The following is a 13,265-nucleotide window of genomic DNA, read 5'->3' as shown; positions in this document are numbered from 1 at the left end:
TTCAGCGCCGCCGACCAACGTAAACAGCGATCGGTACAATGTAGATTACCTTTTGATCCTCTCTTCGAGCACTAATGCCAAAGCGGTCTATCCCGATGTCATTGGTGATCATCGTTCTTAATTTCGCCTCATCTCCAGACTTTGGAAAAGATGCCCGCAGCTGCGTTTCGAGCTCAATATCCACTCCATAGGCGCTCTGACGACAGTCGATCAGGCCCGAACGCTGAAAGAGATCCGCAAACTCTTCGTGCGTAAGTGCGTGGGTATGAGAAGGGTCGCGCATGATCTCCAGTCGGTCATAATCTTCGGATTTTGATGCTTCCACCGCAACATCAGCCACCATCACCCTTCCACCGGGCCGGCATACCCTGATCATTTCTGCCAGCGCTCTTTCCGGTGAGAGCAAATGATGAAAGCTGTAACGGGTTATCACGAACGAGAATGAGTTCTCAGCGTAAGGCAACGGGACCGCATCGCCGATGTCCCAGGTGATGTTTTCAATATTTTGTTCCTGTTGAAGCTTCCTGGCTTGTTCGATCATCGCTGGAGTTATGTCTATTCCCGTCACCTGCCCGGCGTGATGGGCAAACTCGCAGGCAACCATACCGGGACCACACGCAACATCGAGAACGTTGTCATGGTGGCCGACTTCAGATAGTTCGATCAGGATCTGCATGGCATCGAAGTGTCCGGGTACCTGGGTAAAAGATATGGCCTGCCGCGAGAATTGATCGACAATTTCAGCTTGATGTTCCTGCTCTTTTTGGCGGCTCATAATTGTTTCTCCTTTCAGGGAAGATACTTGGGAGAACATAGCTTGAAACGACTATGGCTGACTTGCGATATTATGACAATGAATATCGAGGAAATTACAAGGTTACCGCCGATCGTCCGCCTGTCTGGACGTGGCCTGCCACGAAGCTACGCTCTCCTTCGCTCCCCACGCTTCGCTCGCTCAGGATTGTAAAGAGTGTTAGGGGACATGGTCAGAATAAATTTTGTCCCTGCTCTTGCTCAAGGTTTTAAGTCTAGCCATGTCACCATTGATCAGGCCTTTCTTCTTAAGGCGGGACCAGGATTTGAGTTGTAGTTCGCGGATGGTGGGTTTGGAGAAAACTATCTGAAGTGTCGATTAACGAATGCACGGCCAGAACCAGATTTCAAATACTTCTCAAATGTTAACGCTCTCTCATCATCTGGAATTCTGAAGGCCACCAAAAGGTTCCAAGGCTTAAATCTTGAAGTATGTGGCGATTGACCAAAGTTGTGCTGACTTAAGCGGCGATTCAAGTTTCGTGTATGGCCGACATAGTACTGTTTGACATGGTTGATACTCTGAATGACATAGATATATTTCATTACTCAATCTCTCCTGTATGGGATTTTGAGTGATGATTGCAATTAATCTGCCACTATTTATGTTTGGGATCGGGATGAATGACAAACGTAAAGATGGCCTGCCAGCCGAACGCCCGCCTTCGCTTTGGTACAAAGAAAAACGAAAGCTATGGCGGGCAGCCTTCGCTTCCTGACCTGGAAAGTATGGCCTGCCAGCCGTAGCTTCCGTCAGGAAGCGAAGGCTGGTGTGGTGGAGCTGATCGGGATCGAACCGACGACCTCATGACTGCCAGTCATGCGCTCTCCCAACTGAGCTACAGCCCCACACTAAAAGAACGTTTTTTATACTCCCTCTCTATTTGGGTGTCAAGACTGCTGGGGTTTAGGCTCCTTTTTCCCGGAGGAGGCAGATTTTTTCGCGGCGGGTTTATCTACGGTTTTTTTCGCGGCGGTTGGCTTTTTCCGGACAGACTTTGATTTGGCCTTCTTTTTGGAGGTGGGTTTCCTGCCCGGCCCTGAAACTTTTTTCTCCAGTTTTTTCAGCTCCTGATCGACCCCTTTTATCTGCCGCAGCAGATCCCTGGTCTCTTTAACCGCTAGAGAGGAATCTTTAAGCCATTCATCGAAGTATCGTTCACCCAGAACCTTCGAAAGTTTGCCTCGCTTGAACTTCAGTGTTTCAATGTCCACCCTCACTTTGGCGGTGGATGAAACCTTCGACGCCTCTTCGGCCCCAAGGCTCGCATACTCCACCACCTTTCCCCATAACTCCTTCAACAGGCCTTCGGCTTCACTGCCCGGGGATCCTTTTGTATCTTTCGCCGTTTCGTCGCTCTCCTTTTTCTCTTCATCCACCATTTCCAACCTCCATTATGACTTGGAACCATGATCCGGGGGGGATCTCCGCCCCGGGCTACTGTTTGACAACCTCGTAAAAAGTCCAGCCGTGGCTTTTTACTCAACGGAAAGCGAAAAATGTCATTTCCGCTTTCCTCACAAATCTTCGATTTGAGCGCCCCTTAATGGGCGCGTTGATGACTTCTCGCGAAGTCATCAACTTTGAATCCCAAAAGGTTAACAACACCGGGAGAAGGTGTCAACTTTACCATGACGCCTTTTGACACTTGTTGAAACTTTCCCGTCCGTACATTATGATGGCTCCAACACACTACCGACAGGAGGACCGGATGCCCAAAATGCGTTTTGAAACATGGATCTTACGGCTCGCCGTTTTAGGAGCTTTCCTGGCTGCAGGATGTTCCGCGACCCTGCCTCCGGCATACCAGCTAAGAGGCTTTACGGGAGAGGCGCCCAGCGGAAAGATCCTTGCCCTCGCAGCCGATGGATCCAGGGTTGTCGCAGCGTCCGCGGAGGGGCTTTACGAAAAGGAGGGCAGGGGACCCTGGCATATTATTCCAGTTCCAGGCATTCGCAACAAAAAAAGCGTCTCATCCCTGGCCGTGAACGGCGGTGAAATCTTTGTGGGCACCAGGGGAGAAGGCCTTCACATACTGTCCAATGGCATTTGGGAAGTGAAAACCTCAAAGTACGGCGGCCTTCCAGACGATGATGTCCTGAGCCTTGGCATCGACCACGACGGAGAGGGTCTGGATGGTGAAAATGTCTGGGTTGGCACTTCCCGCGGTCTCGCATTGAGACGCAACGGGAATTGGGAGCTTTACTCACCGAAAGACCGTTGGCTGGGGGACCTTGCAGGTCGTAGGCTCAAGGGGAATGGGGACATATATGTCGCATCCGGATTTCGTCTCGGGCTTCCCGGTGAGGAGAAGAAGTCATTTCGACCCCCCATAACCTCTATTGCCGTGGGTAAGGACCGGGTAGTTCTGGCGAGCAAACAGTTCAAGCTGGCCATTATTTCCGACGGTGTCTTCGCCACGGTAGCTCTGGACAGAGATTATTTTCACCGTTCGGGCGAGAATGTACAGATCGAGAGTATACTTGTCGAACCATCGGTGATCTGGTGCGGTACATCAATGGGCCTGATCTGGGGGGGGCTCGACGGGGTTGCCCGCGGGGTTCCTTATCCATCATGGATCGGTTTCGTGCCGGCCCGGGCCACGCTTTTCAACTCCCGCGACACGAGGCCATTCCAGTACAGGTGGCATCTTGTAGGCTATAACGCCGCCGAGGTAAAAGGGCTTATCCGGGACAGTGATGATGGACTCTGGGTCGCCTTTTCAGGCTCGCCCCCATCCATCATATCCAAGCTGAATTTCAGAGGCACTACCGGGGCTGAAACAGGGGCTGGATCCATCACAGCAATTCGACGATATATCCACATCGACGAGTATATCGCCGGGCGGAGAAAACCATACTACGAAGTTTACGGAAATAATGTTGGCATATCGGGTTCTCCAACCACCCTGGCTTTTGGCGGCCCTGACGGGGGCGTCTGGCTTGGAACCAAAGCCGGGGTCTTTAATCTTGGGAAATAGGCATAAATACCACGCCATAGGTGAGATGCCGTAAAGACTGCCATGAAAGGCGGCGCAAAGGGAACCGAGGCATTGAAAAGACACATCTATCAGTTCATTCAGTACCTGGCGGCATCGGTTTTTATCGGACTGTCCGTTTATGGGCTCATCATCTTCATGGGAGGAGAGATCCACACCAGACTTCCTTTCTGGACCTCCCTGCTTCTGGGGTTAGGGGCCATTGTCTGTATCGTGATTGTGGTGATAATGGGCGGAATTCTGGATCGAATTATGGCACGGGAACACAAAGATAGTGGTGAGAATTAATAAAACCATTTTACGAGGTTGTCAAAGCTGGGCCGAGGTCCGGAGGCGGAATGTTTCAACCATTCCAGTTGATACATGTGAACCCTGGTGGGTTGGCGGGGTAATGGAGGATATCAAGATGGCGCATGGAAAAGCGATGGTTTTTACTATGGTGCTGATCGCTTTTATTGCGGTTGCTGCTCCAGTGAAGCTTCTGGCCGGTCCGGTGGAAGACGCGAAACAGCTTCAGGATGCCGGGAGTTACCAGGCCGCCTACAATATCTTATCCGCCGCCAAAGCGAAATTGGATGTCAGGTTCCGAAAGAACACATCTCTCATGAAGGCACAGATCTCCGCCCTGAACCGGATTAACAACAACGATGAGATGCATAGGATCAAGGCGAAAAACGATCAGCTTCTTTCCGAAAGAAAGGCCATCAGAGCGGAACAGGCAAAGGTCAACAACGCACTGGAAGAGATCAGTTCCACCATGGTGTACCTCCCCTATAAGGAGAAGGACACCGTGAAGGCCTATTCACAGTTCATCAAAAAATACCCGGATAGCCCTTTTGGCGGTGAGGCCGAAAGCAGGATGATGGATCTGCAGTTCGCGCCTTACAAAAAGTCCGGAACCCCGGAAGGCCTTCAGGAGTTTATTGCCAAATACCCCGATAACCCACATGTCCCGGAAGCTCAGAAAATATTGAGTGGGGCCATCTTCGAATCCTGCAAGAATAAAGGGACTCCTGAAGCCATGGAGGAATACCTGGCTAAATATCCTGACAGCACCCATACGGCTGAGGCGAAGGTACTTTTGGTCAGCTTCCAGTATAATCCTTACAGGAAAACGGACACAGCGGAAGGGTACGCTGAATTTTTATCCAAATACCCTGAGAATCCCAACGCGGATGATGCCAGAGCCAGGATGGAGGAGCTTCAGTTCGCGCCCTACAAAGAGATGAACTCCATCGAAGGGTACCAGGAATTCATAAACAAATACCCCGAGAACCCCTTTTTCAAGGAGGCCAAAAAGGACCTCGATGATCTCCAATATCAGCCGTATCGGGAACAGAACACCGCGGCGCAATACGCCGAGTTCCTGGAAAAACACCCTGACAACCTTAATGCCGGGGACGCGAAAGCGCGGATGGACGATCTTCAATATCAACCATACAATAAGATGAACACCATCGAGGGATACGAAGAGTTCATTGCAACCTACCCTGAAAACTCCCACGTTGAGGATGCTACTTTCCTTATCGAGGATATTGAATACGCGCCATTTAAGAAGGATGGTTCTAAGAAGGCCCTGGAGAAGTTTATAGAGAACTTTCCAACAAACCGGCATGTTCAGGATGCCCGAACCGCCCTGGGAAACCAGCCCGCCCCGGCCGGAACAACCCAATAAGTGTGATTCATCACAAAAATGCGTACCTGACAAGCTAATTTAACACAGAGGACACAGGGTCAAGCAGGGTGACACAGGGTTAATTCAAATCAATTCTTCTTATGTGAAACCCTCATTCAAAACCCCGTGGAGCAGCCTGCGAGGGGCTGCGCCGTGTTAAAGCTTTTGAACTTCCTGGCGTCCTTTGCCTGTCCCAAGCCTGTCGCGGGGCGCCTTAAGCGAGTCATGTACCTGTGTGACGAGCCGACCTGAGAAACCAGGACTCAACACCAGGTACTCGTTCTTACGATGATCCCCCTATTTAAGCACCGGTCGCAGAACTTCGATCAGTTCCGTCAGGATTCTGGCAGTCAAGCCCCAGACCGGCTGCCCATCAAGAATATAAATCGGAGTTGGGAGTTCAAAGGTGTCTTTTGCCTTCCCTGATGTGCCGATTAACTCCCTTAAGGCCGTGGCGTGAACGCTCTGGATCTCCCTGGTGTCGGGACTGAAGGCGTATGGGAAAGGGATGAGCCCCACGAAGGGGGTGACCAGAATACCGGATACCATAGTATTTCTGTCGCTCATTCTCCCCATTATCCTGATATGGGCGGGATCAACACGCAGTTCCTCCTCAACCTCTCTTAGCGCTGTACTAAGGAGCTCCCCGTTGTCCCCAGGTTCCACCATGCCGCCGGGAAATCCCATCTGGCCCCTGTGGAGTCCGACATCGTCAGATCTTCGGATGAGAACAATCCCCATCTCCCTGTCCACCATGTAAAGTAGAATCAGCACAGCCGCCCGGTGCAAGGGGGGCTTTTGTGCTCCGGTAAAGTCCGGCCTGTAATTTGAAAGCAGATTTTGAATCTTATCTATCATGGGCCTATTCTAGGCATTGCCTCCCATGGTGTCTAGACCCTATCCCAACGTTCAACGGGATAAAGAACGTTCAATGTTCAACGTTTAATGTGATAGAGAAAGAGAACGGCCAATGTTTAACGTCTAAAGCTCAACCTCGACCTCAAACTTTGGTTCATCGTAGGAATGCGTACCTTTATTGTTTTGCTGTCATTGCGAGGAGCATCGAGGGAGACGAGAGTGACGCGGCAATCCCGTGCGGAGCTGAAAAGGTCAAGAGGAGATCTAAAAACCATGTTGCACAAAAGAACTGTTTTGAATAAACCCTTATGTTACCCTGCCTGCCGGCCATAGCTTCAGCGATGGCTGGTGAAACTCTGTGTAACCCTGCCTGCCGTGAGCGAGCGAAGCGCGCCGAACGGTGTTAAGTTAGTTTTTCACAAAATCCGGTCATTCTTCAGGTACTCATTTCCAGGATGACCCTAAAATGTTATACGGGAGTTCCGTTTGGCTCCGGATTTTCTTTTATGAAAGGGGATGATTATATCCATGAAAGTGCTCGTAACGGATGCAATTAACAAGGAAGGGATCGATCTTCTCAATTCGGAAGAGGGGTTAGAGGTTGATGTTGATTTCTCCCTCAAAGGGAACCGCCTTGCGGAAGCCATTGGCCCATACCATGCGCTCATAACGAGGAGCGGAACCAATGTCACATCTTCCATTATCAAGAACGGTAAAAACCTCAAGGTGATCGGCCGGGCGGGTGTCGGCGTGGATAATGTCGACATCGAAGCCGCCTCGAAGAGAGGTATCATCGTCATGAACGCCCCGACCGGTAACACCCTGGCCGCTACCGAACATACAATGGCCATGATGCTCGCGTCGGTGAGAAAACTTCCCTATGCCCATAACTCCCTGGAAAGCGGGGAGTGGGACCGGAAGCGCTTCATGGGCATTCAGCTTTATAAAAAAACACTTGGGATCGTCGGGCTGGGCCGCATCGGTACCGAGGTTGCAAAAAGGGCGAAGGCCTTCGACATGCGCGTCATCGCATTCGATCCCTACATCAAGCGGGATAAGGCGGAAAAGCTTAATGTTGAACTGTTTGACGATTTTCACCACCTGCTTGCCATGGCGGATATTGTTACCTTTCATGTTCCTTTGACCGACGAAACCCGCGGAATGGTCAAGGCCCCCCAGTTCGCACACATGAAGGATAGGGTGGTCCTGATCAACTGCTGCCGCGGCGGGGTGATTGACGAGACGGATCTTGCGGCAACCCTTAAAAGCGGAAAGATATTCATGGCCGCCCTGGATGTTTTTTCCCAGGAGCCTCCGCCGCCGGACTCCCCGCTTCATAACCAGGAACGCCTCATCGTCACGCCCCATTTGGGAGCCAACACGGAGGAAGCCCAGGAAAACGTCTCCGTAATTATCGCCCAGCAGGTCATCAACGTGCTTAAAGGACGGTCCTACGAGAACGCCGTCAACCTTCCCTACGTCCGTGGGCGACTGTCATCCGAACTTCAGGCCTATTTCGATCTTTCGGAAAAGATGGGGCGCCTTCTCTCCCAGATCGTGATGGGCCGGATAGAGGAGGTCCAGATTACTCTGGTTGGCTCCCTGTTCGCGGAGGACATTACGGAAAAGGTATTCGACTCCCCCTTCCGCTACCAGCCCTTCACCTTCGCCGTTCTCAAGGGGCTTCTTGAGCATAAACAGCAGGAGGGGGTAAGTTTTGTCAGTGCCCCATATTATGCCAAGGAACGCGAGATCCTCATCGTTGAGGCCAAGGCGGAACGGGTAAAAAACTACAGCGACCTTATCTCCATCAGGGTTACAACGGACAAAGGATCGAACACTGTGGGCGGGACCGTCTTCGCCGATCTCAAGGGCAGGATTGTCAGCATCGATCAGTTCCTGGTGGATATGGTGGCGGAAGGAACATTCCTCCTTTTCACCAATATGGACCGCCCCGGTGTCATCGGCAGGGTCGGGACCATCCTGGGGGAAAACCGTATCAACGTAGCCGGATTTTACCTTGGAAGGGAATCGTATCAGGGAAATGCCCTTGCGTGTGTTTCTTTAGACAGCCGTATCCCGGAAGTGGTTTTAGAGGAGATCCGTAGTCTGGAAGAGATCCTGGACGCCCGGGAGATCGTCCTGTGACGAGCGGGCGAGAGAAAGGTTCTGTCCTTAAGGCAGTACGCTCAGGCTCGCGGCCAGGATATTGACCACGTAAAGGGGATTGTGCAGCCCCAGGCTCCGGTCCCCCACCACGTAGTCGTAATTGTAGGCGGCTCCCTTAACCGTATCGCTCACCGAAGTCATGGCGGGCAGGTCGAACAGTCCCTGCGCGGAATCGAAAACCCCGCCATTGGTTTCAAGTCTCGACTGCAGATCGTCCAGCATGCCCTGAACCTCCACCTGGAAGCCCTCCACCGAGCCGTCCATGTCATAGTCGTTGTCCGAGAATAAAGTCGCGTATGTGGTACCCGAATAGACAAGAGATGAGAAATCGAAGGAGCCGATGGTAGTATCCGCATAGGAAAACCCGGAAAAATCCGAGACAGCATGGCATCCGTTAAAAGACGGGTCCACACTTGTGTTCATACATCCTTCCAGCCTTGGTTTGAAACCGTGGCCCGTCGTCGCCTTCTGGGGAAAGTCATCCAGACGGACATTGGTCACCGTCGCGTAGTGGCATCCCACGCAGCCCGACGGTATATTCCCGGTCCCCGCATGGGATGAGTTGGAATAGGTGAAGCCCGGGAAGGTGAAGGCTCCGAGGGAGCTGTTCACGCCCTCGAACACCTCCTGCTGGGGATGCCGGGGGATCTCCGCGGTCCCGGTTACCCCGGCGCCGGCCGAGGCATTAAGACCCCTTACGTTGTGGCATGTACCGCAGAGCGCGGCATTCCTCTGGGTATCGCCGAGTGCACCGCCGCTATAAAGAATCTGACGGACGGTCATACCAGGCTCATGTGACGGGTGGCAGGAGACGCAGGAGACCTGTGGCATGGCCAAGGTCTCGGTATCCGAAACGATTCTTCCAACCTCCGTTGGGCTGGCGGCCCAAGCCGTGTCCGCCCAGGCGTAGAACCGGACGAATCCCTCCGCCGTGTGGCATGCCGCGCATGGTGTACCCCGAAGGTCGCTGGTCATCCTCCCCTGTGATGTCTCGCTCACTATGGTGTCTGAATGGCCGTCGTCAAAAAAAGTCCCCGGACCGTCCTGCCCATACCACTCGGCATACTGATTGGCCAGGATATTATCGTTGGACGATCCGCCGGCGTGCTGATCCGCAGCGTGACATGGGCCGCATGAAGACAGGCCAAGGGCGCCTTCAAACGCGGGCCCCCAGACCGTGCTGGACATAGGAACCCTGTGGCTTCCGGCATACACAGGGTGGCTGGTAGTGTCCCAGTACGCATAGTGTTCGGCGCCGGACCCGTGACAGCTTTCGCAGCCCCCTATGGGTCTTACGGTTGTGCCGAGCACCGATGTTGTCGAGAATAGATAGGCAGAGTCCGTGTCATCCTGGCCGACCGGATTGTGACAGGAAGCACATCCGGCAGCCGTCCCCGATGAAGCAACGGGGGAGCTGTTGGTGTTGGAATGGACTCCCACCGACCAGGATGCCACAGGATTAAAACCGGGAAAGGCCCCCGCAGAATACGCCTGCGAATCATGGCACCCGGAATAGAGGCATTCAACGGTCCCGACAAACGGGAGGGCAGGGACCTTGTTTCCCCCCTCTTTCGGATTGTAGCCGCAGGAGGAGAGAAAGAACAGGCCTGTTAAAGCGGTCAGTATTACCAGTGACACTTTTTGCATGTTTGGGGTGACTCCCTGCGAAACTTGTTCTGAATACTCCGCCAGTTCTTCGGATGAGGGCTGATCGCAAGTCCGCTCTTCGCGGAATGGCAGTCGGTACAGGCATCCCCGTTGGGGTGGCAGGCCTGGCAGGTCTTTAATGACCTGCGGGCCTCACGTGCATGCCCGGCACTCCACTCCGTCGATGAGAGGGCTCCCCCGGGATGGCAGTCCTGGCATTGGTCCTGGGTAAACCCTGCGTGATCGGGAACGCCGCTGCCGGCAATCATCAGCTCCCAGCTCTTCTGGTGGGAAATGATCTGACGGCCGGGAAACCGGGCACGGTAGCTGCTGTGGCAATCGCTGCAAAATTCCTTTGCGTGGCAGGTATAACAGTCATTTATCCTCGCGGCCGTGGCTTTCAGGGGATGGACCACGAGAAAATTGGACGTATGGCTTCGGGGCACACTGTTGGAACGTACCGTTCTTTTGGTCAGGTCGGTGTTCAGATCCCCGCCCTGGTGGCACCCTACGCAAAAAGATAAATCGTGGCAGCTTCTGCACTGCGCTCCAGATGCCTGGGAATCCGGACCATGCTGTTTTACCCATAGCGGGGTATGTGTCCTGGACGGACCAAGCGGGGTGTCGGCCAGGTAGTCCTCATCATGGCATGAAGTACAGGACGATACGGCTGGTATGATATCCGACGCGCCCTTTTCATGGCATCGGGTGCACTCCGTAATTCCGTTATCCCCGTGGACCTTGTGGGAAAAACGCATGGCCCAAAGCGGCGTTGAGACGATGAGTCCCACCAGAAAGACAACGGCACCAATTACAACTACCGGCTTAAACCTGGGAAAATTCATGGGATACTACCCCTTGACAATCTCGTAAAAAAATCCATTCGTGGCTTTTTACTCCACGGAAAGCGAAAAGTGTCATTTTCGCCTTAAATCCCGAAAGAGAGGGACAGGTGTCCCGACCAGACGGGTTTATCCATAATATCATCGCCGGTCTGTTCCAGCCTGACATTTACATCGGTACCCGAGGTCGGCGACCATCTGCAGCCGATGTACGCGTTATGGCTGTCAACGGCTTCCACACCCGGATGGATGGTCCTGCTGGCGTTCCCGCCCAATCCAAGATCAAACCCCGGGAGGACGGCCGCCGAATAATCGAACCCCAGTTCCTTCAGGTCCCCCTCCGAACCGCTATACTGTGTATAGTCGGTGGAGATATGGGACCGTCCCGGAGACCAGCGCCCCCCGATGGTATATCTCTTCCCGCTGCCGCTTTCGTAATGCTCGTCCGACAACTTCCAGATATATCGCACCTTCGGGGCAGGCGTAAAGAGGATGGAAAATGAGAATGCCTCGGCCTCATCCACGGCGAAAGCGCTGTAGATCGAATCGGACTCGAACAACGGCTGGTTCTGGGAATACTCGAGGGTCAGCGTGACGAGGTCCGGAAAAAACAACCGCGTGCCTATGACGGTCTCATATAGGGCATCGGACATCAGGTCGTAGTTCATGTTGACGTAAGCCTTGGTGAACCTGAACCATGAGTAGTCCCAGTCCAGGGCCACCTGTTCAGTGAGCAACTCCCCCCCATCAAAGGTCCTGGCGTAATCGAGAGCCAGGACCATTCCGCCGGTAATCCTGTAGTCCACACCCAGGCCGAAGGTGGCTTCATTGTCGGGGTCGAGACTTTCAACGTCCGACATGGCTCCCAGACGTGTATTGAAGGTGAAATCGCCGGAATCAAGGTTGAGGGAAAAGCCGTCAATAAGGTAGAGGTTGGTAGGAACGCTCACCATCTGGCGACCGAGAACCAGGGACGCGCTGCCATCCTTCCTGGCGAGGGTCAGGGCGAGGGAGTACAGCCTGTTTAATTGGCCGTCGCCGGGCTCCACTTCATCCTTTAGGTCGGTAACCCGGCCTGAACCTTCCATATTAACGTCCAGCCCGTTCCATTGACCCTGGGTGTTGAGCCTGAAATACTGGGAGGCGGACGAGTTGAAGGTTCCGTCACTTTCGTCCCAACCGTCCAGGGAAGTCACCGCTGAACCTGAGATACCTGCCGCCGCTAACTGCGGGAGCAGGAGGACCAGACCCGCAAGTAAAAGAACCAGCAGGGAACTTTTACGTCGAAAGTTCAAGAAATAAAGCCCCATTCTCCTCGGGATACTTTGGCAGCATCCGTTTCCTTCACGTCCCGGTCAAACCCATTCCGGCGGAAAACGGCTTACGCCCCCAAACAGGTTCATCAAGGTTTACAACAGGGCTTATTGGTTGTCAAAAGGTTTAATGGCGGGTGCGGTTTACCATGTCGAGGGAAAAGATCCTGCCGGGCTGAAGGGAAGGTTCCTTGCTCTGTCCTTCGGATATCTCGCTGGCAAGATCATACAGAACGTGTGCCGGTTCATCGGTTTCAAAAAAAGTGGCCAGGTAGAATGAAATGGTCATCAGGCGATAGATAGCGTCTTCAACGATCTCGGCGGATCTGATTGCGTTGTCGGAGACATTCACCTCCCCCATAGCCCAATTGAAATATTTGTCCAGGTCTGTTTTTACCTCGGCAAGATAGGTTGAGATCTCGTTCGCCAGTTCTTCCTGAAATTTATCTTTCAAGGGGCTTCCTCCTTATCTCTAAACATCCCCCCTGATATAGTTAAACGCCGGTTCTGTCAAGGACCTTCGGTTCCCTTACCTGTCCTTTTTTCACCGTGCTCCATCCGGTCCGGACATGGTTGAGCTTTCATCACGTGCCTTTCATGCAGCCCGCAGTAAATGGCTGTAAAGGTCATGCATGATCTTGCCCCGTCCATCTCCTCCTTTGCACTGGAGGCGTAAATGCATTTCAGATCACAGAACTTCATTTTCGTCCTTGTCCATAAGGGTCAGGTTGGCACCGTCCTCCCTTGACAACAGTTCCAGATTTGTCCTCTCGTCCTCCCACACCGTCCATTCCTCCTGCTCCCCGGATGTTGTGCCGTAATACCCGTGAATTTTCTCCAATAGTTTTGATAGACCACCGGTTCGTGGATGGAAAAAACCTATCCTGTGAACCTTTCCCTCCAATACGCCGGCCATAAGATTGATCCTGCTGTGGCCGAAGAGCCTTTC

General features: G+C 53.0%; 13 protein-coding genes and 1 tRNA gene. 4 read left to right on the top strand and 10 right to left on the bottom strand.

Annotation, left to right across the window (positions count from 1 at the left end; translation table 11 throughout):
* Position 1 precedes the first annotated feature (1 nt).
* The 4 genes from GXP52_05520 to GXP52_05505 form a co-directional block, all read right to left on the bottom strand.
* A complete protein-coding gene (locus GXP52_05520; protein ID NOY86740.1) occupies positions 2-775 on the bottom strand; it encodes a class I SAM-dependent methyltransferase in 774 nt (257 codons plus the stop codon).
* Between the two features lie 341 nt (positions 776-1,116).
* Entirely contained in the window at positions 1,117-1,359 is a 243-nt protein-coding gene (locus GXP52_05515) for a GIY-YIG nuclease family protein (GenBank protein ID NOY86739.1), read from the bottom strand.
* 227 nt (positions 1,360-1,586) lie between these two features.
* Positions 1,587-1,662 (bottom strand) — tRNA-Ala (locus GXP52_05510).
* A 42-nt stretch (positions 1,663-1,704) separates the two neighbouring features.
* A complete protein-coding gene (locus GXP52_05505) occupies positions 1,705-2,196 on the bottom strand; it encodes a hypothetical protein (GenBank protein NOY86738.1) in 492 nt (163 codons plus the stop codon).
* 329 nt (positions 2,197-2,525) lie between these two features.
* Between GXP52_05505 and GXP52_05500 the strand changes: the two genes are divergently transcribed.
* The 3 genes from GXP52_05500 to GXP52_05490 all read left to right on the top strand — a co-directional run bounded on the left by GXP52_05500 (position 2,526) and on the right by GXP52_05490 (position 5,487).
* On the top strand, positions 2,526-3,794 hold the full coding sequence (locus tag GXP52_05500) for a hypothetical protein (GenBank protein NOY86737.1): 1,269 nt from the start codon (positions 2,526-2,528) through the stop codon (positions 3,792-3,794).
* 42 nt (positions 3,795-3,836) lie between these two features.
* Complete coding sequence (locus GXP52_05495; protein ID NOY86736.1) at positions 3,837-4,100, top strand: hypothetical protein; 264 nt, start codon at positions 3,837-3,839, stop codon at positions 4,098-4,100.
* Between the two features lie 118 nt (positions 4,101-4,218).
* On the top strand, positions 4,219-5,487 hold the full coding sequence (locus tag GXP52_05490) for a hypothetical protein (GenBank protein ID NOY86735.1): 1,269 nt from the start codon (positions 4,219-4,221) through the stop codon (positions 5,485-5,487).
* A 297-nt stretch (positions 5,488-5,784) separates the two neighbouring features.
* Here GXP52_05490 and GXP52_05485 read toward each other — a convergent pair whose 3' ends face one another.
* Positions 5,785-6,345 (bottom strand): CoA pyrophosphatase, encoded by a 561-nt coding sequence (locus tag GXP52_05485; protein NOY86734.1) that lies wholly within the window; start codon positions 6,343-6,345, stop codon positions 5,785-5,787.
* Positions 6,346-6,864: 519 nt separating this feature from the next.
* Between GXP52_05485 and GXP52_05480 the strand changes: the two genes are divergently transcribed.
* A complete protein-coding gene (locus GXP52_05480; GenBank protein ID NOY86733.1) occupies positions 6,865-8,493 on the top strand; it encodes a phosphoglycerate dehydrogenase in 1,629 nt (542 codons plus the stop codon).
* Between the two features lie 27 nt (positions 8,494-8,520).
* Here GXP52_05480 and GXP52_05475 read toward each other — a convergent pair whose 3' ends face one another.
* The 5 genes from GXP52_05475 to GXP52_05455 all read right to left on the bottom strand — a co-directional run.
* On the bottom strand, positions 8,521-10,161 hold the full coding sequence (locus GXP52_05475) for a hypothetical protein (protein NOY86732.1): 1,641 nt from the start codon (positions 10,159-10,161) through the stop codon (positions 8,521-8,523).
* Entirely contained in the window at positions 10,140-11,006 is an 867-nt protein-coding gene (locus tag GXP52_05470) for a cytochrome c3 family protein (protein NOY86731.1), read from the bottom strand. The genes GXP52_05475 and GXP52_05470 overlap by 22 nt, the downstream gene beginning before the upstream one ends.
* Positions 11,007-11,089: 83 nt before the next feature.
* Positions 11,090-12,298, bottom strand: a complete 1,209-nt coding sequence (locus tag GXP52_05465; protein ID NOY86730.1) for a hypothetical protein — start codon at positions 12,296-12,298, stop codon at positions 11,090-11,092.
* Positions 12,299-12,443: 145 nt separating this feature from the next.
* The gene (locus GXP52_05460; protein ID NOY86729.1) at positions 12,444-12,770 is read right to left on the bottom strand and encodes a hypothetical protein; all 327 of its coding nucleotides are present in this window, start codon (positions 12,768-12,770) and stop codon (positions 12,444-12,446) included.
* A gap of 234 nt (positions 12,771-13,004) precedes the next feature.
* A partial coding sequence (locus GXP52_05455; GenBank protein NOY86728.1) for a hypothetical protein occupies positions 13,005-13,265 on the bottom strand: 261 nt, incomplete at its 5' end.

The organism is Deltaproteobacteria bacterium (assembly GCA_013151915.1).
GTDB lineage: Bacteria > BMS3Abin14 > BMS3Abin14 > BMS3Abin14 > BMS3Abin14 > BMS3ABIN14.
This window is presented reverse-complemented; position numbering and strand designations above follow the sequence as displayed.